Here is a 24,160-nt window from a genome sequence, read left to right on the forward strand (position 1 = left end):
GAGAGACGTACGCGTACGGGGAAGGGCCCCCGCCGGTCGGTCGGCGGGGGCCCTTCGTCTCCAACGTACGCGTGATCGCGGTGGTCAGCCCTTCAGGCCGGCCATCCACGCCTCGACCTCTTCGGAGCGGCGCGGCAGCGCGTCCGAGAGGTTCACGTTGCCGTCCTCGGTGACGAGGATGTCGTCCTCGATCCGGACGCCGATGCCTCGGTACTCCTCCGGCACGGTCAGGTCGTCGGCCTGGAAGTACAGACCCGGCTCGACGGTCAGGCACATGCCCGGCGCGAGGGTCGTGTCGACGTACGCCTCGGTGCGCGCGGCGGCGCAGTCGTGGACGTCCATGCCGAGCATGTGGCCGGTGCCGTGCAGGGTCCAGCGGCGCTGGAGGCCGAGCTCCAGGACGCGCTCGACCGGGCCCTCGACGAGGCCCCACTCGACGAGCTTCTCGGCGAGGACGCGCTGGGCGGCGTCGTGGAAGTCGCGGTAGGCGGCGCCGGGCTTCACCGCGGCGATGCCGGCCTCCTGCGCCTCGTACACGGCGTCGTAGATCTTGCGCTGGAGCTCGGTGTACCGGCCGTTGATGGGCAGGGTGCGGGTGATGTCCGCGGTGTAGAGCTCGGTGGTCTCCACGCCGGCGTCGAGCAGCAGCAGGTCGCCGGAGCGGACGTCGCCGTCGTTGCGCACCCAGTGGAGGGTGGTGGCGTGCGGGCCGGCGGCGCAGATGGAGCCGTAGCCGATGTCGTTGCCCTCGACGCGGGCGCGCAGGAAGAACGTGCCCTCGATGTAGCGCTCGCTGGTCGCCTCGGCCTTGTCGAGGACCTTGACGACGTCCTCGAAGCCGCGGGCCGTGGCCTCGCAGGCCTTCCGGAGCTCGGCGACCTCGAAGTCGTCCTTGATCAGACGGGCCTCGGAGAGGTAGACGCGCAGTTCCTCGTCGCGCTCGGCGGTGACCTTGTCGGTCAGCGCCGCCTCGATGCCGGCGTCGTGGCCGCGGACGGCGCGGACGGGGCCGGTGGCCTCCTTCAGCTCGGCGGCGAGCTCGCGGACGTCCTTCGCGGGGACGCCGAGGAGCTGCTCGGCCTCGGTGAGGGAGTGGCGGCGGCCGACCCACAGCTCGCCCTGGCCGTCGAGCCAGAACTCGCCGTTCTCACGGTCGGAGCGCGGCAGCAGGTAGATCGTCGCCTTGTGGCCGCCCGCGCGGACGGGCTCCAGGACGAGGACGCCGTCCTGCGTCTGGTCGCCGGTGAGGTACGCGTACTCGGTGGAGGCGCGGAAGGCGTACTCGGTGTCGTTCGACCGGGTCTTCAGCTTTCCGGCGGGGATCACCAGGCGCTCGCCCGGGAAGCGGGCGGACAGGGCGGCGCGGCGAGCGGCGGTCTTGTCGGCCTGCGCGATGGGCGCCAGGTCCCGCAGCTCGGTGTCGGCCCAGCCGGACTTCATGTTCTCGGCGAGCTCGTCGGACACGCCCGGGTACAGGCCGTTCTTCCGCTGCTTGATCGCCTCTTCGGTCGACTCTTCCGGGGTCTCCGGCGTGAGCTCCTCGGCCACGGGTCTGCCTCCTCTTGGTACGACACTGAACCCCCACCATCGTACGGTCGTACGGAAGGGGGCCCAGGGCCGGAAGACCCATTACCGGAGCGTCACGTTCCGCTCACTCGAAGCGGGGCGGGTCACTCGAAGCGGGCGGCGAGCAGGACCACGTCCTCCTCGTCGTCGACGGTGTCGAGTCCGAGGCCCTCGGGCAGCAGGGTCCGCAGGATGTGGTCGGCGATCGCGCCCGGGTCGCCCCGGTCCGCCCTCGGCACGCTCGAGGCGGCCGCGTGGAGGCGCGCGAAGGCCCGGTCCATGGCGTCGCCGGTACGGCGGAGCAGCCCGTCCGTGTAGAGAAGCACCGTTTCTCCCGGGGCGGGGGACAGCTCGACGCTCGGCGCCTCCCAGCAGGAGAGCATCCCGAGCGGGGCCGAGAGCGAGGTCTCGACGAACTCGGTGCGGTGGTCGCCGATGATCAGCGGCGGGGCGTGTCCGGCCCCGGCCAGGACGATCCGGCGCTGTGCGGGCTCGGCGTACGCGAAGAGCGCCGTCGCCGAGCGCGCGGGCTCGGTGAGCCGGAGCAGGAGCTCCAGGTCGGAGAGGACGGCGACGGGGTCCTCGCCCTCCATCACCGCGTACGCCCGGAGGGAGGCGCGCAGCCGACCCATGGCGGCCAGCGCGCTCGGGCCGGTCCCGGTGACGGAGCCGACGGCGAGCCCGAGGGCGCCCTCGGGCAGCGGCAGCGCGTCGTACCAGTCGCCGCCGCCCCGGGGGCCGGTGCGGTGGCGGGCGGCGAGCTGGACGCCGGGGACGCGGGGGAGGCGGCTCGGGAGCAGCTCCTCGGCGACGGTGGAGACCTGGGCGCGGGCCCGCTCGACCTGGAGGAGGCGGGCGATGTGCTCGGTGGCGAAGCGGCCGTAGAGCCCGATGAGGTGGCGCTGGCGTTCGGAGGGCTCGGCGGGCTCGTCGTAGAGCCAGACGGCCGCGCCCAGCCGGCCGGCCTCCTCGGTGGCGAGGGGGAGGGCGTAGCTGGCGGCGTAGCCGAGGCGGGCGGCGACCTCACGGTGGCGCGGGTCGAGGCCCTCCTCCGTACGGACGTCGGGGATGGCGATCGGATCGGGGACGCGGGCCGGGTCGGCGGGATCCGGGAGGCCGTCGAGGAGGCGGCCGTAGCTGGTGGCGCCGCGCGGGACGGTCTCGATCGTGCCGAGCTCGGCGTGGGCGAGCCCGAGGCCGATGGTGGTGGCGGGGCCGAGGCCGTCGGCGGGTTCGAGGACGACCATGCCCCGGCGGGCGCCGACGAGCGCCGCCCCGGCGCCGAGCACCTCGGGGAGGGCCGCGTCGAGGGACGAGGTCCTGATGAGGCGCTCGGTGAGTTCGTGGAGGGTCGTGAGGTCGGAGACCCAGCCGGCCAGTCGGTCCTGGATCAGCGCGCCGGGCGGGAGGGCCGCGTCGGCGGGTGTCGCCGCCGCGGGGACCCCGGAAAGAGGCGCCGTAGTGTGCGGGGGGTGGGGAACCGTGGAATCGATTCCGGCCACTTTCGGCATGTGTGGGGCGCTCATGTCAGTCGGCTTTCCGACCGGTGCGTTTGACGCCATAGCATCGCAAACCCCCATGTCATTCTGCGCCGCTCGATGCATCCACATGTACACGCACCGGAGGAGCGATGTCCAGCATTGTCCCCATGGGACTTGTGGTGTCCGTGAGCTTGGACGCAGGGGTTGAAGTACGCGAGAAGTTGGCTGAAAATTGCCCCCGGTGTGCACCTTTTGCGGTCGACTGGCGTCGTTTGAAAGCGCGTCATTCCGAGCGTGCTGGGTACGTACTCGATGACAGGCAGGGGCAGTTGGAGCTGCCCCGGAACGTGCCGTGGAACCCCGGCGTCTTACGTGCCGCAGGCCCCGGCCCGTCCCCCAGTGGCGGGGAACGTGTTCTGACCCGGCTTGGATCTGGCACCGATACGGACCGACCTGGCTCGACCTGGTTCCGACCTGGCTTCACCCGGTTCCGACCTGGCTCCACCTGGTTCTGACCTGCTCCACCGGTTCCTCCCCGGCTCGACCTGGCCCCACCGGTTCATACCTGGCCCGTCGACCCCGCTTTCGGCGCGGGGCGGGGCGCCACCGACCTTGTACGCGCTGATACGCACGGTGAAGAGATCTGCACATGGTGTGATGTGGATTCGGCGTTCAACGGAAAGGAACGAGCGCTCATGCGCGAGATCCTCGGAATCCTGGGACCCCTCGTGAAGCGAGGCAGGCGACGCAGGCTCCGGCTCCGGCGCGAGGCGACGACCGCCCGGCTCGCCGCGGCGGTCGCCTACGCGGTCGAGTGGGACTGGCCCGTCCTGCCGGGAGTGGGCCTGAAGACGACGACCCGCACGGCCGCGGGCCCCCTCTGCGCCTGCCCCGACCCCGAGTGCGCGGTGCCCGGCGCGCACCCGTTCGACCCCGGGCTCCTCGCGGCCACCACCGACGAGCGGATGATCCGCTGGTGGTGGACCAGGCGGCCGGAGGCCCCGGTGGTGCTCGCCACGGGCGGCGGCGCGCCCTGCGCGGTGAGCCTGCCCGCGGTGGCGGGAGCGCGCGCGTTGACCGCGCTCGACGCGATGGGCATGCGGCTCGGCCCGGTGGTGGCGACGCCGACGCGATGGTCGATCCTCGTCGCCCCGTACGGCCTCGAACGGCTGGGGGAGCTGCTGTACGCGAAGGACAGCGTGCCCAGTTCGCTGCGGTTCCACAGCGAGGGCGGTTATCTGCTGCTGCCGCCCTCGGTCGCCGGGAGCGGGCAGGTGCGGTGGGAGCGGGCGCCGCTCGCGGGCTCGGCCAGGCCGTGGCTGCCGGACGTGGAGGCCGTGGTGGACGCCCTGGTCGAGGCGAGCACGAGCGCACCTGGCGGCGGGAGCCGGCTCACGTACTGAGCGGCGGCACACACGAGGGCCGGCACGTTCACCCGAACGGGTGTGTCCTGGCCCGACTTGCAGGGGAAACGGGCGCGCGGCCGACCGGGCGCCCGCCGGCCGCCGATATGTTCGCCCCACCCGACGAAGATCCCGGGCGAAAGAGCAGGTGGGTCGCATGAGTCCGGTGATGAGCCCGGCGAAACTCCGCATGATCGGACTCGGAACGGCCGTCGCTGTCGCCGTCCTCGTACCGATCGTCGCGGTGGCCGGCCCGACGGGCGATCCCGTACGACCCGCCGGCCCGGGGGACGCGAAGTCCGGAGCCCGGGACGGGGCACGAGCCGGGGACGGCGCCGGGGCCCGGGCCGGGGACGGGGGGCTGCTGTCGGACCTGGGGCTCGGGCGCGGAGCCCGTACGGCGGAGTCTCCCGCCGCCGGTGCCGCACAGGACCGCGCTTCCGCCCCTTCCGACTCCCCCGCCGCCCCATCCGCCACTTCCGTCCCATCCGCCACTCCGGCGGCCCCGGAACGGATCACGAAGTGTGGGCCGGAACTCGCCTCTCCCGAGGGGATCGAGGCACAGACCTGCGTCCTGGCCGAGGGGCCCGACATCTGGGCGCGTACGTACTACCGGAACGCCACGGGGCAGCAGCTCGACGCGTTTCTGACCCTGATGGCGCCCGGCGGGCGGACCGTACAAGTGCGTTGTCCGGTCGCGGCGCAGGACGAACCGGGAACCTGTGAAACACCCAGGGAACGCGGTCAGGGCAAGGCCACGGCGTATACGGCGGTCGCGGAATTCGCAGGTACCGGCGAAGGGGGCAGCACCCCGCTGCTGCTGAGGTCGGGCAGCAACACGGCGGACACCGAAGGAAGTTGAGTGCCGAACGCCCCGGCGCGGCCTGGGGCGGGCATGGAAAGGCCCGATCGCTGGCGACGGGGGATGCACCAGCGACCGGGCTTCCAGAACGGTAACAAGAGATCTGCTGTTCGCAAATTCGATCTCGGTTATTCGGACAGGGATTTACCCGCCCGCAGACCGGGTTGTGGCGGAAGTCACCGACTGGTCGGTCTGTCAGTCACCGATACCACCTGGGGTATCAGCTGAGAGTCACCTGACGGTTCGTGAGGCCGCCGCGCGCCCGCCGCTCCTCGGCCGTGAGCGGAGCGTCCGAGGCGAGCGCCCCGGCGAGCCGCTCGGCGAACTCGGCGGCCGGCTTCTCGCACTGCTCGGCGGTCATGGAGGTCGGCAGGTCCCACACCGGCACCATGAGGCCGTGGGCGCGGAAGGAGCCGACGAGCCGGGTGTTCTCGCCGAGGGACGTGCCCTCGCCGGCCTGGAGCCGCGCGAGCGCGTCGAGGAGCTTCTCCTCCGGGTGCGGCATGACCCAGCGCAGGTGGTTCTTGTCCGGGGTCTCGCACCAGTACGCCGAGTCCACGCCGGTCAGCTTGACCGTCGGGATCGCGGCGGCGTTGGCGCGCTCCAGGGAGGCGGCGACCTCGGGGTCGGCACCGTCCGCGGACGCCGGGATCCAGAACTCGAAGCCCGTGTGGACCTCCGGGGCGAACGGCGCGTCCGTGTCGAGCAGCTCCTGCAGACGCGTGCCCTCGGCCGGCACGCGGCGCGGCGGGACCGGGTTGCCCGGCTCGGTCTCCAGGGCGCGCTGGAGGGTGTCGGCGAGGTCGCGCGCGAGGTCGCCGGAGGAGGAGTCGTTCTGCAGGGCGAGGAGGACGGAGCCGTCGTCGCGGCGCAGCGCCGGCCACGCCATCGGCAGCACGGTCGCGAGCGTCACGGACGGCACGCCCTCGGGCAGCCCGCCCTTCAGGGTGAGCGGCACGGTGGCGGCGGGCACGAGCTCGCGGAGCGCGACCCAGTCGCACTCGCCGGGCAGACCCTCGAAGGGGCGCTGGACGAGCTCGGTCACGGCGTGCGCGGCGGACCGGCCGTGACAGGCCTTGTAGCGGCGGCCCGAGCCGCACGGGCAGGGCTCGCGCGCGCCGACGACCGGGATCTCCCCGCTCGTGACCTGTGCCTGGCCGGCCTTGCCGGCCTTCGTCTGGGGGCGCTTCTTGGCCATGGTGTGGCTTTCTCCCGATCGCGGCGGTGCTGTGTGCGTGCTGTATCGGGCGCGAGCCTAGCCGCACAGCGCACCACCGCTCCTCAGGCGGGGCGCGGGCCCCGCCCGGTACGCGCCGGTCCAGGGGGCGTGGGCCCGGGGCGCGTGCCGAGGGCGCGTGCCCCGGGGGCCTGGTGCCCCGATGCCCCGGTGTCAGTCCAGATCGTCGTGCGCGTCGAGGAAGTCGAAGCCCGAGCCGCCGCCGACGCGCGCCGCGAAGTCCTCGCGGCGGTGTCCCTCGGTGACCACGACCCAGACCGTGACCTCGCCGGTCGCGCTGTCCCGCACGCCCCAGTCCTGGGCCAGCGCGCTGATGATGTTCAGCCCGCGTCCGCCCCGTGCGGTGACCGAGGGCGTGGAGGGCACGGGTCTCGTGGGACCACCGCCGTCCGTCACCTCGACCCGCAGACCGCCTGACGAGTCGACCCGCCATGCCGCCAGGACGTCGCCCTCGCCCCGTTCCGCCCGTCCCAGCGGCCTGCCGTAGCGACAGGCATTGCTGAGCAGCTCCGAAAGGATCAGTACCGCGTCGTCGACGACCGATTCGGACACCCCGCTGCGGTACAGCTCGTCCCGCATCCGGTGTCGCGCCTCACCCACGCCGGCAGGGCCATGGGGTACGGCCATGCTCGACGACGTGGGCACCTCTTGTGCCACCACCAACGCCACCCCCGAGACCTCCTTTGCCCCACGCCACCGTGTGGATGCCCCACTGGACTGGACCGGAAACCGGCCAAGGGACGTGGCGTGTCGCACTCGTGACGATCGAGTACGCGCCGAACGCGCCGGTGCACTCCCTGTAAGCGCTGGGGACGGTGTGACGAGTGGGGCAGGAGATCAGCCGCGGCCCAGCTGGGCGAGCACCTGCTTGGGACGGTTGGTGATGATCGCGTCCACCCCCAGGCGTACGCAGAGCTCGACGTCCTCGGGCTCGTCCACCGTCCAGACGTGGACCTGGTGACCGGCCTTCTGGAGCCGCAGGATCACGGCGGGGTGGTGGCGGACGATCCGGATCGAGGGGCCCGCCACGCGCGCGCCCGCGGGGAGGCGCCCGTCGCGCAGCCGGGGAGTGACGAACTGGGTGAGGGACACGGTCGGCAGGGTCGGCGAGGCGGCGGCGATCCGGTGCAGGGAGCGGGCCGAGAAGCTCATGATCCGTACCGGGGAGTCGTCGCGGGACGCCGGGGCGTCGAGCCCGAACCGCTTCAGGAGCTGGAGGAGCCGGTCCTCGACCTGGCCGGCCCAGCGGGTGGGGTGCTTGGTCTCGATGGCCAGCTCGACCCGGCGCCCGGCGTCGGAGACGAGCTCCAGGAGGCGCTCCAGGGTGAGGACGGAGGTGTACTCGGGGTCTCCCCAGTCGGGGCTCTCCGAGGCGTCGTCCCGCTCCTCCCGTTCCTTCCAGACGCCGAAGTCGAGCGCGGCGAGGTCGGCGAGTTCGAGGGCGGAGACGGCACCGCGGCCGTTAGACGTACGGTTGACTCGTCGGTCGTGGACGCAGACGAGGTGGCCGTCGGCGGTGAGCCGGACGTCGCACTCCAGAGCGTCGGCGCCGTCCTCGATGGCCTTCACATAGGCGGCCAGGGTGTGTTCCGGGGCGTCCTCGGAGGCTCCGCGGTGGGCGACGACCTGGACGGGGGCGCTGTTCGGGTGCTGCCGTGCGTGAGTCACGGCGTCATGGTGCCATTGGCGGGGTAGGACGAGCACACCGGAGGCTGTCCGTTCTGTCCGTATATAAAGGATGGGGCGCGAATGCACAGCTCCGCCTTACAGCGGTCTGACGCGCTGTGGGAAAAGCTGGTGACAACACCCTGAGCCAGGCATGACCACCCACGACCACCCCGCGCAGTGATCGAGCAGTCGACGAGGAGAGCGAGCTGTGAGCACCGAGAACGAGGGCACGGCGGTTCCGGCGGACCCGACTGCCCCGTCCGCACCTCCGACGCCTCCGACCCCTCCCGTACCTTCGGCGCCGCCGGCGGCGGAGGCCATGGCGAAGGAACACGAGCAGGCCCCGGCCCCGGCCCCGGCCCCGGCCCCGGCCCAGACCCAGGCCCAGGCACCTGCTCCCGAGCCCACCCCGGCACCGGCCCCCGCCCCCTCCCCGACCTCCGAGACCACGACGGTCGCGGCTCCCGTACCGCCCGCTCCCCCTGCCCCTGCGCCAGCTCCTGCCCCCGCCGCCGTCGGCGGGGCCGGTGGCTGGCCCCCGCCCCCGCCGGCCGTACCGGCCTGGGGTGCGCCCGTCCCGCCCGTACCCGTCGCTCCCGAGGCGCCCCGCAAGCGCGCCGGCGGCCTCGTGGCGGCCGTCCTGGTCGCGGCGCTCGTCGCGGGCGGTGTCGGCGGCGGCATCGGCTACTGGGCGGCTCAGCGGGGTGACGGCGAGAGCACCGGCTCGACGACGGTCTCCTCGGCCGAGGCACCGGCCTCCTTCAAGCGCGACCCCGGGACGGTCGCCGCGGTCGCGGCCAAGGCGCTGCCGAGCGTGGTCACGATCCAGGCGAAGTCCGGCGGAGCGCAGGGCGAGAGCGAGGGCGGCACGGGCACCGGCTTCGTGTACGACCAGGAAGGCCACATCGTCACCAACAACCACGTGGTGGCGTCGGCGGCGGAGGGCGGCACGCTCTCCGTGACGTTCTCCGACGGCAAGACGTACGACGCGGAGGTCGTCGGCCGGGCCCAGGGCTACGACGTGGCCGTCCTGAAGCTCACGAACGCCCCGAAGGGGCTGAAGCCGCTGCCGCTCGGCAACTCCGACCAGGTGGCGGTCGGCGACTCGACGATCGCGATCGGCGCGCCCTTCGGCCTCTCGAACACGGTGACGACGGGCATCATCAGCGCCAAGAACCGCCCGGTGGCCTCCGGCGACGGCCAGGGCGGCGGCAACTCGTACATGAGCGCCCTGCAGACCGACGCCTCGATCAACCCCGGCAACTCCGGTGGCCCGCTGCTCGACGCGAGCGGCGCGGTCATCGGCATCAACTCGGCCATCCAGTCGACCGGAAACGGCTTCGGCCAGGCCCAGGCGGGCTCGATCGGCCTCGGCTTCGCGATCCCGGTCAACCAGGCGAAGAACGTGGCCCAGCAGCTGATCAAGACGGGCAAGCCCGTCTACCCGGTGATCGGCGCGACCGTGAACATGACCGAGCAGGGCGAGGGCGCGACGATCGCGACCCAGGGCACCGGCGGCACCGCCTCGGTCACCCCGAACGGCCCGGCGGCGAAGGCGGGCCTCAAGGCCGGCGATGTGATCACGGGCTTCGGAGGCCACGTGATCGACAGCGGCCCCACGCTCATCAGCGAGATCTGGACCCACAAGCCGGGCGACTCGGTCAAGATCACCTACGAGCGCGACGGCAAGACGGCGACGGCCACGGTCACCCTCGGCGAACGCACAGGAGACAGCTAGGGCCTGTCCGCACGGAGGGGGAGCGGCGGGCGATCGCCGCGAACCCGTATATGTGGAGATCTTGTGAACACGGGACTCCGACCCGGCCCCCTCCCCGGCCGACCCCACCCCACGCCGCTCCCCAGCCGGTACGCTGTAGCCCGCTCCACCCCAGGTGGGCCGGGGCGAAGGTGGGTTGCCCGAGCGGCCTAAGGGAACGGTCTTGAAAACCGTCGTGGCGCGAGTCACCGTGGGTTCAAATCCCACACCCACCGCACGAGGTCAGCGCCCGCGCTGACCGGAAGGGGCGCCTCTCCTCAGGGGCGTCCCTTTCTCGTTGCCCGTGCGCCGCAGGGTGAGAAGGTTCTCGGCATGGTGCGAATCGTGCTTGTTCAGGGGGACATCACCGCCGAGGCGGCCGACGCGGTGGTCAACGCCGCGAACTCCTCGCTGCTCGGGGGCGGCGGCGTCGACGGGGCCATCCACCGGAAGGGCGGGCCGGAGATCCTCGCCGCCTGCCAGGACCTGAGGCGCTCCCACTATGGCAAGGGCCTGCCGACCGGACGGGCCGTGGCGACGACCGCGGGGCGGCTGCCGGCCCGGCATGTGATCCACACCGTGGGACCGGTCTGGTCGCGGAACGAGGACCGGTCGGCCCTGCTCGCCTCCTGCTATCGCGAATCCCTGCGGATCGCCGACGAGCTGGGCGACCGTACGGTCGCCTTCCCGGCCATCTCCACCGGGATCTACGGCTGGCCGATGGACGACGGGGCCAGGATCGCCGTGGAGACCGTACGGGCCGCCTCCACCGAGGTGGAGGAGGTGCGCTTCGTGCTGTTCGACGCGGGGGCGTACGCGGCCTTCGAGGCGGCTGTGGGCAGGCAGGACCTTCCATAGGAAGGTTTGTCGAACATTTCCGCCATTGCGGTCGGTGAGTTCGAATTCCACGCTCCCGGGACGCGCCGGGTCGTCTTTCCGAGATAAGGATTGGCGGAAAATCTGCCGGAACGCTTCCTCCCTTGCCGTGCACGGATCCACTCGACGCCACACCCCCTTCCGACCGGCTGAGCTGCGCCGTTCTCGCTTCGCCGGGGTTTATCAGGCTGTCCTCACGCTTGCGGGGGAATAAGCCGCTCCGGGGTGGTTCGCCGGGGATTCGGTGGGCAACTCTGGATTCGCGACGTCGAGCACAACGACCGAGGCGGTCGGCCAACTGCCTGGGTAATGGCTGTAGTTCAGAGAAGTTCTCGAAGCAGTTCCGTGCAAAGCACCAGTTTCAGTTCCCGGAGGAACAGACATGGCAAGCATCCGTACCGCCCGCGTCCTCGCCGCTGCCGCCGCCCTGCCCCTCGCCGCCGCGCTCTTCACCGGGGTGGCCCAGGCCGACAACGGTGGGTTCGCGGACGACGGATCGAACACCAGCGTCGCCACGATCATCGGCAGTGGCGTGGGTGGCGACAACAACGGAAACTCGACCACCACGCAGCAGGTGGCGACCGGTTCCGGTGCCTCCAACCAGAACAACACGGCGAGCGTGAACGGCTCCGCGTTCACCCACATCGACCAGTCGAACGCGGTGGTGAACTTCTACCCGTGGTGGTAGCCGGCAGCAGCACGGGAGCCGGCCCGACGGGGGGCGTGATCGCAGTGTGAACGACGGCCTGTACGCCGGTACTTCGGTACCGGGGTGCGGGCCGTCCGCGTTTTCACGCCCCGCGCGTCCGGGGGCGTGCGGTCTCCGACCTTGACAGAGGTCCTGAATCTGACGGACAGTCAGAAACCTCAGTCGTCCCACGGGAGGCCGTCGCCGTGCACCTCGCCCCGACCGAGCGGCAGCTGCGGCTGCGCGCCGAACTCCGCGCGTACTTCCGCGAGGTGATGCCCGACGGCCCGCCTCCCCCCGACGACACCGCCGCCCAGCGCCTGCTGCTCCGCCGGATCGGGGCCGACGGGCTGCTCGGCCTCGGCTGGCCGGAGGAGTACGGCGGCCAGGGCCGCGGCTCCGACGAGCAGTTCGTCTTCTTCGACGAGGCCTACCGGGCCGGCGCCCCCGTCTCGATGGTCACCCTCAACACCGTCGGACCCACCCTCATGAAGTACGGGACCGCCGAACAGAAGGCCTACTTCCTGCCGCGGATCCTGCGCGGCGAGACCGTCTTCGCCATCGGTTACAGCGAGCCCGAGGCCGGTACGGACCTCGCCTCGCTGCGGACCCGGGCGGTGCGGGAGGGAGGCGAGGGGGACGGAGGCGTACGGGGCGGAGACGTGCCGGGCGGAGGCGTACGGGAGGGGGCGGACTGGCTGATCGACGGGCAGAAGATCTTCACCTCCAACGCCCAGAACGCCGACTGGATCTGGCTCGCCTGCCGCACCGATCCCGCCGCGCCGCCGCACCGGGGCATCTCCATCGTCCTCGTCCCCACCGACGCGCCGGGCTTCTCCTGGACCCCCATCCAGACCGTCGGCGGGCTGACGACGACCGCCACCTACTACGACGGGATACGGGTCCCCGCCGGGAACCTCGTCGGGCCGGAGCACGGCGGCTGGGGGCTGATCACCGAGCAGCTCAACCACGAGCGGGTCGCGCTCGCCGCGATCGGCATGCAGGCCGAGGACTTCTTCGCGACGGCGCTCGACCGGGCGAGTACCCCCGATCCGGTGACGGGCAGGCGCCGCATTGACGAGCCGTGGATACGGATTCGGGCCGCCGAAGCGCATGCCCGGCTGGCGGCGACGCGCCTGCTCAACTGGCGTTTGGTGGGGGATGTGGGGGCCGGCCGGCTGGCTCCGGGGGACGCGAGCGGCGTGAAGTTCGCGGGAACCGAATCGGCGGTCGAGGTGTATCGAATATGTCAGGAGATCGCGGGCGGGGCGGGGACGGTGCGAGCGGGTTCGCCGGGGGAGTTCGACGGCGGCGAGCTGGAGCGCATGAACCGGGCCGCTCAGATCAACACCTTCGGGGGAGGGGTGAGCGAGGTGCAGCGCGAGATCGTCGCGAGGATGCGGCTCGGCATGAAGGGGAGGGGGCGGCGATGAGCGAGGGGGAGCGGACCGACGCGGAGTCCGCGGCGGACGGCCTGTACGAGCGGATCGCCGCGTACGAGGGGCGGTCCGCCGCCACCGCCGGGGTCGGCAAGGACCCGGTCAACCTGCCCATGATCCGGCACTGGTGCGAGGCCATGGGCGATGCCCACCCGGCGTACGAGGGGCCGGGGGCGGTCGCGCCACCGACCATGCTCCAGGCCTGGACCATGGGCGGACTCTCCGGGCACGGCGACCGCTCCGAGGCGTACGACGAGCTCTTCGCGCTCCTCGACGGCGCGGGGTACACCTCGGTCGTCGCGACCGACTGCGAGCAGGAGTACCTCCGGCCGCTGCGGCCGGGGGACGCGATCACCTTCGACGCCGTCATCGAGTCCGTGTCGCCGCGCAAGACGACCAAGCTCGGGACCGGGCACTTCGTCACGACCCGCATGGACGTCCGGGCGGACGGCGAACTCGCGGGCACCCACCGCTTCCGCATCCTCAAGTACGCGCCTGCCGGACGCCCTTCGAAGACCGACCGACGCCCACCGGAGGCCGCCGCCGCGGCTCCCCGGCGGCCCCGCCCGGTCGTCAACCGGGACAACGCGGGCTTCTGGGAGGGCGTGGCCGCACACCGGCTGCTCATCCAGCGCTGCGGCGACTGCGCGAGCCTGCGCCTGCCCTGGCTGCCGGGGTGCGCCGAGTGCGGCTCGCCGGAGTGGGACACGGTCGAGGCGAGCGGCGCCGGGACCGTCTACTCGTACGTGGTGATGCACCACCCGCCCTTCCCGGCCTTCGACCCTCCCTACGCGGTCGGCCTGATCGAACTGGCCGAGGGCGTGCGGATGATCAGCAACGTGGTGGGTGTGCCGTACGACAAGGTCCGGATCGGGATGCCGGTGCGGCTGGAGTTCCTGCGGGTCGACGAGGAGCTGGAGCTTCCCGTCTTCCGTGCGGGAGGGGAGGGCTGACATGGACTTCACCCCCACCGAGGAGCAGGAGGCCGCCCGGGACCTGGCCGCGCGGATCTTCGGCGACCTCGCCACCCATGAGCGGCTCGCGGCCGCGGGCACCGGTAGCGACGCCGAGCTGTGGAAGGCGCTCTGCGCGGCCGGTCTCCCCGGCGCCGTCGAGGAGACCGGGCTGCTCGGCCTCGTGCTCCTCCTGGAGGAGCAGGGGCGCAGGACCGCGCAGGTACCGCTCGCCGCGACCTGTGTGTACGGGATCCTCGCCGTCGCCCGGCACGGCACCGAGGAGCAGCGAGCCCGGCTCCTGCCGGGCCTCCGCGACGGTACGACGGTGGTGACGGGCGCCTTCCCCGGGACCGGCGGGGTCGTGGCGCACGAGGGGCGGCTCGGCGGGGCCGTCGAGTGGGTGCCGTGGCTCAGGGACGCCACGCACGTCCTCGTGGCGGACGCGGAGCGCGGTCTGTGGCTCGTCCGCACCGAGGACGCGGCCCGGATCGAGCCCGTCGAGCTCACCGCGCCCTGGTCCGCGGGGCGGCTGGTGCTCGACGGCACGGCGGCGGAACGGCTGGGGACCGGCTCGGGCTCGGGTGCCGGCTCTGGCTCCGGCTCGGACGCCGTCGGACCCGGCTTCGACGCCTACACGGACGTGCTGGTCGCCGCGCGGGTCGCCTTCGCCGGGCTTCAGGCGGGGGTGTGCGCGGGGTCCCTCGCCAAGGCTGTGGAGTACACCTCCGTACGCGAGCAGTTCGGGCGCCCGCTCGCCACCCACCAGGCGGTCCAGCTGCGTGCCGCGGACGCCTACATGGACACCGAGGCCATCCGGGTCACGGCCTACGAGGCGGCCTGGCGCCACGACGAGGGCCTGGACGCCGCCGAGGCCGCGCTGACCGCCGCCTGGTGGGCTTCCGAGGCGGGAAAGCGGGTCGTGCACACCGGGCAGCACCTCCACGGCGGCATGGGCGCCGACCTCGACCACCCCGTCCACCGGCACTTCCTGTGGGGCCGGCAGCTCGATGCGTACCTGGGCTGCGGCACCGAACTCCTCGCCGAACTCGGCGACCTGCTCGCGAAGGGAGACCCGTCATGAAGCCAGGGGAAGAGCTGCCACCGCTCACGATCCCGATCACCCGCACCCTGATCGTCGCCGGGGCCGTGGCCTCCCGCGACTACCAGGACGTGCACCACGACGCCGAACTGGCCAGGGAGAAGGGCTCCCCGGACATCTTCATGAACATCCTCACGACCAACGGACTCGTCGGCCGCTACATCACCGACCACTTCGGCCCCGGCGCGGTCCTCCGCAGGGTCGCCATCCGGCTCGGCGCCCCCAACTACCCCGGGGACACGATGACCCTGACCGGGACGGTCACCGAGGTGGCCGGGGACACGGCCACGGTCCGGGTCGTCGGGGCCAACGACCTGGGACACCACGTCACCGGGACGGTCACCGTCACCGTGGAGGTGGCGCCATGAGCGTCCGCACCAGGGACGCCATCGGCGGGCGGGCGGCCGTCGTCGGCATCGGGGCGACGGAGTTCTCCAAGAACTCGGGCCGCAGCGAGCTCTCCCTCGCCGCCGAGGCGGTACGGGCCGCCCTCGACGACGCCGGACTGACCCCCGGCGACGTCGACGGCCTGGTCACCTTCACCATGGACACCAACCCCGAGATCACCGTCGCCCAGGCCGCCGGCATCGGCGAGCTGTCCTTCTTCTCCCGCGTGCACTACGGGGGCGGGGCAGCCTGCGCCACCGTCCAGCAGGCCGCGCTCGCCGTCGCCGGCGGCGTCGCCGAAGTCGTCGTCTGCTACCGGGCGTTCAACGAGCGGTCCGGGCGCCGCTTCGGCTCCGGCGTCCAGCAGCGCGAGCCCTCCGCCGAAGGCGCCGCGCTCGGCTGGCAGCTGCCCTTCGGGCTGCTCACCCCGGCCTCCTGGGTCGCGATGGCCGCCCAGCGGTACCTCCACACCTACGGGCTGACCCCGGACGCCTTCGGCCATGTCGCGGTCACCGACCGGCGGCACGCGGCCCGCAACCCCGCCGCGTACTTCCACGGGAAGCCGATCACCCTCGCCGACCATGCGGCCTCGCGCTGGATCGTCGAGCCGCTGCGGCTCCTCGACTGCTGCCAGGAGACCGACGGCGGTCAGGCGATCGTGGTCACCTCGGTCGAGCGCGCCCGCGACCTGCCCCGCCCGCCCGCCGTGATCCTGGCGGCGGCGCAGGGCGCCGGACGCAAGCAGGAGGCCATGACCAGTTTCTACCGGGACGAGTTGACCGGGCTGCCGGAGATGGGCGTCGTCGCCCGGCAGCTCTGGCGGACCGCCGGCCTCGCGCCGGCCGACATCGACGTGGCCATCCTCTACGACCACTTCACGCCGTTCGTGCTGATGCAGCTGGAGGAGTTCGGCTTCTGCGGTCCGGGGGAGGCGGCGGACTTCGTCGCGGCCGACGCCGTCCCGCTGAACACCCACGGCGGGCAGCTCGGCGAGGCCTATCTGCACGGCATGAACGGCATCGCGGAGGCGGTGCGGCAACTGCGCGGCACGTCCGTGAACCAGATACCCGGCGCGGCCCGGACCCTGGTCACGGCGGGCACCGGGGTTCCCACGTCCGGGTTGATCCTGGGCACGGACGGCTGACACGACGGCCTCAGCGGTGGCCGGGCGGGGCGGGCGGCTCTTCACTCGCGCCATGAGCACAAACGCACCGCCCTCGCCCTCGTCCTTCCGTCCGCCGTACGCACGGTCCGCGCCGCCTCCCGGGGCGCGGGCCGTGGCCACCGCCCTGGTGGTGGCGATGGCCGGAGCGGCTCTCCTCGCCGGCCCGGCCGGCGCCTCGGCCGTGGCCCCCGCCGCCCCAGTGGCCCCCGCCCCGGTGGCACCCGCCCCAATGGCCCCCGCCCCGGCCGCGCCCGATTCCGACACCGACGCGGGCGCGCCGCCCGCGTCTCCGCCCGAGCCCGAGTCCGAGTCCGCTCCCGACTCCGAGTCCGCTCCCGACTCCGAGTCCGCTCCCGTGTCCGCGCCGCGCTTCGCGGGCAAGGCCTTCGACACCTGTGAGGCGCCGTCGCTCGCGGTGATGAGGGCCTGGCTCAGCTCCCCGTACCGGGCCGTCGGGGTCTACTTCGGGGGCCGGGGCCGAGGGTGCCCCGTCCAGAAGGAGCTGACCCCCGCCTGGGTCGCCTCCGCCCACGCCATGGGCTGGAAGCTGCTGCCGCTCTTCGTCGGCTCCCAGGCGCCGTGCGTCCACTCCGCCGCGAAGCGGCCGTACGCCATCGGCAGCCGCCCCTCGAGCCAGGGCGTGCAGGAGGCGGGCGACGCGGTGCGGGCGGCGCGGGCTCTGGGGATCGGCGCGAGCAGCCCGCTGTACCTGGACATCGAGGCGTTCCGACTGGAGGACACGAGCTGCGCCGCCACCACCCTCTCCTTCGTCCGCGCGTGGAACAGGGAGGTGCGGCGCCTCGGCTATCTGCCCGGCTACTACAGCAGCGCCGACACCGGGATCCGGCAGATCGAGAGGGAGCGGAAGGCGGGTACGCAGGACCTGCCCTCCGTGCTGTGGTTCGCGCGCTGGCGGGGCGAGCCCGCGCTGTACACGGAGACGTCGCTGCACCCGGAGGCCTGGATGCCGCACGCCCGGATCCACCAGTACGTGGGCAACGTCGCCGAGTCGTACGGAGGACGCCGGATGCTGATCGACCGGAACGCGGTGGACGCCCCGGTCGCCCGCGTCACGACGGCCGGAACAGCCGCTTCGACCCGGTTTCGACCCGGCCCCGACCCTGACTCCGGTGCGGGGCGACTCCACCCAGAGGAGGTCCGGCAGCCGTCTCTCCTCCAACCTGAGGCGGACCCCGGTTCGGGACCTGGGGCCGATACGCCGGGCGCGCTCCGCTTCTAGCGTGGAGTCATGACCCCGCCACCCTCTGGCCCTGTCTGCACCGGCGCCTCGAAGGCCGCCCTCGGCCACGCGCCGTACCCGTCGTTCTCCTCGTACGTCCGGGCGCGTGGTCCTGTGCTGCTGCGGACGGCGCGCTCCCTGACCGCCAACCCCTGTGACGCCGAGGACCTCCTCCAGACCGCGCTCACCAAGACCTTCATGGCCTGGGAGCGCATCGAGGACCACCGCGCCCTGGACGGCTACGTCCGCCGCGCGCTGCTGAACACCCGTACGTCGCAGTGGCGCAAGCGCAAGGTCGACGAGTTCGCCTGCGAGGAGCTGCCGGAGCCGGTCGGCCTCCCGGAGCCCGACCCGGCCGACCGTCAGGTGCTGCACGACGCGATGTGGCGAGCCGTGATGAAGCTGCCGGAGCGCCAGCGCCAGATGGTGGTCCTGCGGTACTACGAGGACCTCAGCGAGGCCCAGACCGCCGAGGTCCTCGGGGTCTCCGTCGGCACGGTCAAGAGCGCGGTGTCCCGGGCGCTCGGCAAGCTCCGCGAGGACCCGGAACTGACCCCCGCACGGTAGGAGTCCGCCGGGAATCAGAGGGAAGAGCGACTTCCGCCAGCGATCACTGGCAATTTACGTACTCCCGGGTAGTGACATACCGCGCGGTACGTGCGCAGAATCTCCCCACCCTTTCTGCCACGTAGCGCCCACCGGGAGGACGCCCCGTGTACAGCACCATGCAGGACGTACAGCTGACCGTGAGCCGCATCCTCAAGCACGGGATGACGATCCACGGGAAGTCCACCATCACCACCTGGACGGGTGAGCCCGAACCGCACCGCCGCTCGTTCGCGGAGGCCGGGGCCCGCGCGCACCAGCTGGCCAACGCCCTGCGCGACGAACTCGGGGTGACCGGCGACCAGCGCGTCGCGACCCTGATGTGGAACAACTCCGAGCACGTCGAGGCGTACTTCGCGATCCCCTCCATGGGCGCGGTCCTCCACACCCTCAACCTGCGTCTTCCCCCCGAGCAGCTCGTGTGGATCGTCAACCACGCCGCCGACCGGGTCGTGCTCGTCAACGGCTCCCTGCTGCCGCTCCTCGTCCCCCTGCTCCCGCACCTTCCGACGGTCGAGCACGTGGTCGTCGCGGGCCCCGGGGACCGCTCCGGTCTGGAGGGCGTCGCGCCGCGCGTGCACGACTACGAGGAGCTCATCGCCGGCCGCCCGACCACGTACGACTGGCCCGAGCTCGACGAGCGTTCCGCCGCGGCCATGTGTTACACCTCCGGCACCACCGGCGACCCCAAGGGCGTCGTCTACTCCCACCGTTCGATCTACCTGCACTCCATGCAGGTGAACATGGCCGAGTCGATGGCCCTGACCGACCGGGACACGACCCTCGTCGTCGTGCCGCAGTTCCACGTCAACGCCTGGGGCCTCCCGCACGCCACCTTCATGACCGGCATCAACATGCTGATGCCGGACCGTTTCCTCCAGCCCGCCCCGCTCGCCGAGATGATCGAGCGCGAGCGGCCGAGCCACGCGGCGGCCGTCCCGACCATCTGGCAGGGCCTGCTCGCCGAGGTCACCGCGAATCCCCGCGACCTCTCCTCGATGACCCAGGTGACCATCGGCGGCGCTGCCTGCCCGCCCTCCCTCATGGAGGCGTACGACCGGCTCGGCGTCCGCCTCTGCCACGCGTGGGGCATGACCGAGACCTCCCCGCTGGGCACGATGGCCCACCCGCCGGCCGGTCTGAGCGCCGAGGAGGAGTGGCCGTACCGCGTCACGCAGGGACGTTTCCCCGCCGGTGTCGAGGCGCGGCTCGTCGGCCCCGGCGGCGACCACCTGCCCTGGGACGGCGAGTCGGCGGGCGAGCTGGAGGTCCGCGGCACGTGGATCGCGGGCTCGTACTTCGGCGGCGTCGACGGCGAGGAGATCCGCCCGGCCGACAAGTTCAGCGAGGACGGCTGGCTCAAGACGGGTGACGTCGGCGTGATCAGCCCCGACGGCTTCCTCACCCTCACCGACCGCGCGAAGGACGTCATCAAGTCCGGCGGCGAGTGGATATCGAGCGTCGACCTGGAGAACGCCCTCATGGCGCACCCGGAGGTCGCCGAGGCCGCCGTCGTCGCCGTGCCGGACGAGAAGTGGGGCGAGCGCCCGCTCGCGACGGTCGTCCTCAAGGACGGCGCCACGGCGGACTACGAGACGCTGCGGTCCTTCCTCGCCGCCGAGGGCGGCATAGCCAAGTGGCAGCTGCCGGAGCGCTGGGCGATCGTGCCGGCGGTGCCGAAGACGAGCGTCGGCAAGTTCGACAAGAAGGTCATCCGCCGGCAGTACGCGGAGGGCGAGCTGGACGTGACGCAGCTGTAGCCGGGGCCGGCACGGACGAAGAAGCGGGGGAGGGCAGCCGCCCTCCCCCGCTTCCTTGACCGCTACGGCTAGTTGGTGCCGATCTTCGCGAGCAGGTCGACGATCCGGGCCTGGACCTCGGTGCTGTTCGACCGCTCGGCGAGGAAGAGGACCGTCTCGCCGGAGGACAGCTTCGGCAGCTCCTCCTCGTCGAGGTCGGCCGAGGTGTAGACGACGAGCGGCGTACGGTTCAACTGCCCGTTCGCGCGCAGCCAGTCGATGATCCCGGCCCGTCGGCGGCGCACCTGCATCAGGTCCATCACGACGAGGTTCGGCCGGGTCTCCGTGGCCAGCGCGACCGCTTCGGTGTCCGTGGCCGCCCGCGCCACCTGCATCCCGCGCCGCTCCAGGGTGGCGCCGAGCGCCTCCGCGATGTCGTCGTGCTCCTCGATGAGCAGGACCCGGGACGGGTGCTGCTCGCTGTCGCGGGGCGCGAGCGCCTTGAGGAGTACGGCGGGGTCGGCGCCGTACGCGGCCTCCCGGGTCGCCTGCCCGAGCCCGGCCGCGAGCAGCACCGGCACCTCGGCGGCGACGGCGGCCTGACGCAGCGACTGGAGCGCCGTACGGGTGATGGGCCCGGTCAGCGGGTCGACGAAGAGCGCGGCGGGGAAGGCGGCGATCTGGGCGTCGACCTCCTCGCGGGAGTGCACGATCACCGGGCGGTAGCCGCGGTCGCTGAGCGCCTGCTGGGTGGAGACGTCGGGCGCGGGCCAGACGAGCAGCCGGCGCGGGTTGTCGAGCGGCTCGGGGGGCAGTTCGTCGTCGACGGGCCGCGGCGCGGGACGGTTGGCGACCTCGATCGCGCCGCCGGGGCCGTCCAGCGGCTCGGGACCTTCGGCGGAGCCCTCGGCGGGCGCCCCTATGGCGTAGGCGCGGCCTTCGGGGGCGGCCGGGGCGAGCCCGAGCGCGGCCTCGGGGGCGGACTGCGGGTGCGGCTTGGCCGTGTTCTCGGCGGCGGCCGGCAGGGCGATCGCCGCCGGGACCGGCGGGTCCGTCTCCGGCGGGGTGGCGAGCTTGCGCCGCCGTCCGGAGCCGTTGGAGGGCGCCGGGAGCGCGGGGGCGGCGGTGGCCACAGGAGCAGCCACCGGGGTCGCGACGGGAGCGACCGGAGTGGCGGGCGCGGCTGTCGGCGGGACGAAGGGAACGCCCTGCCCAAGAGTGCGCACGCTGAACGCCCGCCCCTGGGTCGAGTCCTTCGGCTCCCCCGACTCCTTCGACGTCGCCATCGGCATGGGCAGTTCGGGCGGCAGCGGTACGGAGCCGGTGCCCGTCCCGGAACCGGTGCCGCTCTGCGGCGCAGGGGCAGGGGCAGGGGCAGGCGCGGGCACGGCTGCCGGGACAGCACCCGGCAGCGGCGTCGACGACGGCGGCACGGGCGCCGGCGGTGCCATGGCACGGCGGCGACCGCTCGGCTCGGGCAGCGGCTGAGGCTGCTGCGCAAGGTGCGGATGGGGCTGCGGGGGCGTGTGGTCGGAGCCCGGGATGCCGCGAACGGCCTCGTGCTGCCCCTCGTCGGAGACGGGCAGCGCGACGGCGCCCGGAACCGGCACAGAGGCAGGCACAGGAACCGCAGCAGGCACAGGAACCGCAGTCACAGCCTCAGGTGCAGCCGGGTCGGCCGACTCCGGGCGGTCCGCGTCGGCCGGAGGGAGCGCGAACGGCGTGCGAGGACCGGACTCGGCCGCCGCGGCCCGCTCCTGCGCCGCGGCAAGGGCACGCCGACGCCGCCCGCTCGGCGGAGCGGCCGGTGCGTCACCGCCGGAGGCGACGGCGGGCAGTGCCAGGGCAGGGCCGTGTGCGGGCGCGCCGGCGGGCACGTGCAGGTGCTCGGCGGCGGCGACACCCTGCGGGGGCACGGCGGCGCCCAGCGCGGCCCGCCCCTGCGCGCCTTCGGCGGCGGTCACCACGGAGCCCTCGGCGGGCCGGCCCCGGCGTCGCCCGGTGGGCTCGGCGGCGGGCGCGGCGGAGGGAAGGGCGAAGGGCCCGGCCGAGGGCAGGGCGGCGGACGCGGAAGCCGGGAGCGCGGCCATGGCGGAGCCGTCGGCCCCGGCGTTCTGCTGGGCGGGGATCAGTTCGGCGGGGCCGGAGGCCTCTCCCGTACGGGCACGGCGGCGACCGCCCGACTCGGCGGCCTCAGGGGCGACAGGGCTCTCCAGGAAGGCGTCCGTGGAGGCGCGCCGCGCCCGGCGACGTCCGCCGCCCGAGGTCTCACCCTCCGCACCCGTGGCCTGCGCGGGCAGGGCGGGGAGCTCCCGTACGCCGGCGTCCTGCGGGTCCGCACCGGGAGAGCCGGCGGGTGCGGGCGCGGGCGCAGGTGCGGGGACCGTGCCCCGTCCGGCCCCGAGCGGGACCTCGAGGACGTACGCGCCGCCGCTCGTCCCCGGTACCTCGTGGGTCTGCACGACACCGCCGTGCGCCGCCACGATCCCGCGCACGACCGGCCCGTGGACCGGGTCGCCGCCCGCGTACGGGCCGCGGACCTCGATGCGTACGACGTCTCCGCGCTGGGCGGCCGCGACGACGATCGTGGAGTCGACCGGCCCGGCGCCCTGCGCGGCGGCCCGGTTCTTGCCGGTCGCGTCGACGCCTGCGACGTCCGCGACGAGGTGCGCGAGCGCGGTCGCGAGCCGGTCGGGGTCGACCTCGGCCTCGATCGGCGGCGCGTGCACGGCGAACTGCGCGCGGCCGGGCCCGATCAGCTCGACGGCCGCGTCGATGCCGGCCGTCACGACCCCGTCGAGCAGCGCGACGCGCCGGTCGAGCTCCTCCGTGCCCGCGTCGAGGCGCTGGTAGGCCAGGACGTTGTCCACGAGCGCCGTCATCCGGGCGTATCCGGCGGTCAGGTGGTGCAGGACCTGGTTGGCCTCGGGCCACAGCTGTCCGGCGTCGTCGGCGGCGAGCGCGCCCAGCCGGCCGCGCAGCTCCTCCAGCGGGCCGCGCAGCGACTCGGCGAGGACGGCGGTCAGCTGCTCGTGCCGGGCGGCCAGCGAGGCGTACCGCTCCTGCTGGGCCTCCCGCTCGACCGCGTGCCGCTCGGCGCGGTCGGCGAGCTCGGTGGCGTGCTCCTCGGCGAGCTGCTCGTACGGCCTGCGGTCGGAGAAGGTCATCACGGCGCCGACGAGCTGGTCGCCGTCCCGCACGGGAGCGGTCGTGAGGTCGACCGGCACCCGGTCGCCCTTCTTCGCCCACAGCACCTGCCCGCGGACGCGGTGCTTGCGCCCGGACTTGAGGGTGTCGGCGAGCGGGGACTCCTCGTACGGGAAGGGCTCGCCGTCGGCGCGGGTGGCGAGGATCAGCGGGTGCAGCTCCTGGCCGCCGAGCTCGCCGGCGCGGTAGCCGAGGATCTGTGCGGCGGCGGGGTTGACGAGGACGACCCGGCCGTCGGTGTCCGTGCCGACGACGCCCTCGGACGCGGCGCGCAGGATCATCTCGGTCTGGCGCTGCGAGCGGGCGAGTTCGGCCTCGGTGTCGAGGGTGCCGGTGAGGTCACGTACGACGAGCATGAGGAGCTCGTCGCCGGTGTAGCCGCTGTACGAGTCGTAGGCCTCGCGGCCGTCCTCCAGGCTGGCGCTGGTCACCTCGACGGGGAACTCGCCGCCGTCCGTGCGGCGGGCGATCATCCGGGTCGGCTTGGTGCGGCCGCGCTCGTCGGTGCCTTCGGGGCGGCGCATGGAGCCGGGGATGAGGCGCGAGTCGAAGCCGGGCAGCAGGTCGAGCAGCCCACGGCCGACGAGTGCGGTGCCGGGAGTCTCGAACATGCCGAGGGCGATCGTGTTGGCGTTGACGACCGTGCCGTTGCAATTGACGAGCACGAGGCCGTCGGGGAGGGCGTCGAGTATGGCTGCGAGGCGAGCAGCGCCTCGGGATGGCCTGCTGCTCACGACGACGGTTCCTCCCTGACCCACTGCACGTGCTTGCCTGTCGGCAGGCGG

The 24,160-nt window shown here is 73.2% G+C and carries 19 protein-coding genes and 1 tRNA gene; 14 read left to right on the forward strand and 6 right to left on the reverse strand.

Features of this window, described 5'->3' with window-relative positions:
• Positions 1–84: 84 nt before the first annotated feature.
• Positions 85–1,548, reverse strand: a complete 1,464-nt coding sequence (locus SGA01_RS26610) for an aminopeptidase P family protein (protein ID WP_141299139.1) — start codon at positions 1,546–1,548, stop codon at positions 85–87.
• Between the two features lie 122 nt (positions 1,549–1,670).
• Complete coding sequence (locus SGA01_RS26615) at positions 1,671–3,128, reverse strand: PP2C family protein-serine/threonine phosphatase (protein ID WP_141299141.1); 1,458 nt, start codon at positions 3,126–3,128, stop codon at positions 1,671–1,673.
• Positions 3,129–3,742: 614 nt separating this feature from the next.
• Here SGA01_RS26615 and SGA01_RS26620 point away from each other — a divergent pair.
• Positions 3,743–4,450 (forward strand): bifunctional DNA primase/polymerase, encoded by a 708-nt coding sequence (locus SGA01_RS26620; RefSeq protein WP_141299143.1) that lies wholly within the window; start codon positions 3,743–3,745, stop codon positions 4,448–4,450.
• Between the two features lie 157 nt (positions 4,451–4,607).
• Positions 4,608–5,312, forward strand: a complete 705-nt coding sequence (locus SGA01_RS26625; protein WP_229918123.1) for a hypothetical protein — start codon at positions 4,608–4,610, stop codon at positions 5,310–5,312.
• A 220-nt stretch (positions 5,313–5,532) separates the two neighbouring features.
• Here SGA01_RS26625 and SGA01_RS26630 read toward each other — a convergent pair whose 3' ends face one another.
• The 3 genes from SGA01_RS26630 to SGA01_RS26640 all read right to left on the reverse strand — a co-directional run bounded on the left by SGA01_RS26630 (position 5,533) and on the right by SGA01_RS26640 (position 8,217).
• Complete coding sequence (locus SGA01_RS26630; RefSeq protein ID WP_141299145.1) at positions 5,533–6,510, reverse strand: DUF5926 family protein; 978 nt, start codon at positions 6,508–6,510, stop codon at positions 5,533–5,535.
• A gap of 192 nt (positions 6,511–6,702) precedes the next feature.
• Positions 6,703–7,305, reverse strand: coding sequence for an ATP-binding protein (locus SGA01_RS26635; RefSeq protein WP_141299147.1), 603 nt, complete (start codon positions 7,303–7,305; stop codon positions 6,703–6,705).
• Positions 7,306–7,386: 81 nt separating this feature from the next.
• Complete coding sequence (locus tag SGA01_RS26640) at positions 7,387–8,217, reverse strand: glycerophosphodiester phosphodiesterase (RefSeq protein ID WP_055642381.1); 831 nt, start codon at positions 8,215–8,217, stop codon at positions 7,387–7,389.
• 208 nt (positions 8,218–8,425) lie between these two features.
• Here SGA01_RS26640 and SGA01_RS26645 point away from each other — a divergent pair, with 208 nt between their 5' ends.
• The 12 genes from SGA01_RS26645 (at position 8,426) to SGA01_RS26700 (ending at position 20,189) form a co-directional block, all read left to right on the forward strand.
• Positions 8,426–9,955 (forward strand): S1C family serine protease, encoded by a 1,530-nt coding sequence (locus SGA01_RS26645; RefSeq protein WP_141299149.1) that lies wholly within the window; start codon positions 8,426–8,428, stop codon positions 9,953–9,955.
• 169 nt (positions 9,956–10,124) lie between these two features.
• Positions 10,125–10,209: transfer RNA gene (locus SGA01_RS26650), tRNA-Ser, on the forward strand.
• A 97-nt stretch (positions 10,210–10,306) separates the two neighbouring features.
• Complete coding sequence (locus SGA01_RS26655; protein ID WP_141299151.1) at positions 10,307–10,831, forward strand: O-acetyl-ADP-ribose deacetylase; 525 nt, start codon at positions 10,307–10,309, stop codon at positions 10,829–10,831.
• Between the two features lie 400 nt (positions 10,832–11,231).
• Entirely contained in the window at positions 11,232–11,537 is a 306-nt protein-coding gene (locus SGA01_RS26660; protein ID WP_055642378.1) for a hypothetical protein, read from the forward strand.
• A gap of 206 nt (positions 11,538–11,743) precedes the next feature.
• On the forward strand, positions 11,744–12,970 hold the full coding sequence (locus tag SGA01_RS26665) for an acyl-CoA dehydrogenase family protein (protein WP_141299153.1): 1,227 nt from the start codon (positions 11,744–11,746) through the stop codon (positions 12,968–12,970).
• The gene (locus SGA01_RS26670) at positions 12,967–13,929 is read left to right on the forward strand and encodes a bifunctional MaoC family dehydratase N-terminal/OB-fold nucleic acid binding domain-containing protein (protein ID WP_141299155.1); all 963 of its coding nucleotides are present in this window, start codon (positions 12,967–12,969) and stop codon (positions 13,927–13,929) included. The genes SGA01_RS26665 and SGA01_RS26670 overlap by 4 nt, the downstream gene beginning before the upstream one ends.
• Position 13,930: 1 nt before the next feature.
• Positions 13,931–15,013, forward strand: coding sequence for an acyl-CoA dehydrogenase family protein (locus SGA01_RS26675; RefSeq protein WP_141299157.1), 1,083 nt, complete (start codon positions 13,931–13,933; stop codon positions 15,011–15,013).
• The gene (locus tag SGA01_RS26680; protein WP_141299159.1) at positions 15,010–15,399 is read left to right on the forward strand and encodes a MaoC family dehydratase; all 390 of its coding nucleotides are present in this window, start codon (positions 15,010–15,012) and stop codon (positions 15,397–15,399) included. The genes SGA01_RS26675 and SGA01_RS26680 overlap by 4 nt, the downstream gene beginning before the upstream one ends.
• Entirely contained in the window at positions 15,396–16,562 is a 1,167-nt protein-coding gene (locus SGA01_RS26685; protein WP_141299162.1) for a lipid-transfer protein, read from the forward strand. The genes SGA01_RS26680 and SGA01_RS26685 overlap by 4 nt, the downstream gene beginning before the upstream one ends.
• A 52-nt stretch (positions 16,563–16,614) precedes the next feature.
• Positions 16,615–17,823, forward strand: coding sequence for a DUF1906 domain-containing protein (locus tag SGA01_RS26690; RefSeq protein ID WP_141299164.1), 1,209 nt, complete (start codon positions 16,615–16,617; stop codon positions 17,821–17,823).
• Between the two features lie 9 nt (positions 17,824–17,832).
• Positions 17,833–18,390, forward strand: a complete 558-nt coding sequence (locus tag SGA01_RS26695) for a SigE family RNA polymerase sigma factor (protein WP_141299166.1) — start codon at positions 17,833–17,835, stop codon at positions 18,388–18,390.
• A gap of 146 nt (positions 18,391–18,536) precedes the next feature.
• Complete coding sequence (locus SGA01_RS26700) at positions 18,537–20,189, forward strand: long-chain fatty acid--CoA ligase (RefSeq protein WP_055642371.1); 1,653 nt, start codon at positions 18,537–18,539, stop codon at positions 20,187–20,189.
• 68 nt (positions 20,190–20,257) lie between these two features.
• Here the strand turns inward: SGA01_RS26700 and SGA01_RS26705 are convergent, their stop codons facing one another.
• On the reverse strand, positions 20,258–24,109 hold the full coding sequence (locus SGA01_RS26705; protein ID WP_141299168.1) for a PAS domain-containing protein: 3,852 nt from the start codon (positions 24,107–24,109) through the stop codon (positions 20,258–20,260).
• Between the last annotated feature and the right edge of the window lie 51 nt (positions 24,110–24,160).

Source organism: Streptomyces gardneri (assembly GCF_006539185.1).
GTDB lineage: Bacteria > Actinomycetota > Actinomycetes > Streptomycetales > Streptomycetaceae > Streptomyces > Streptomyces gardneri.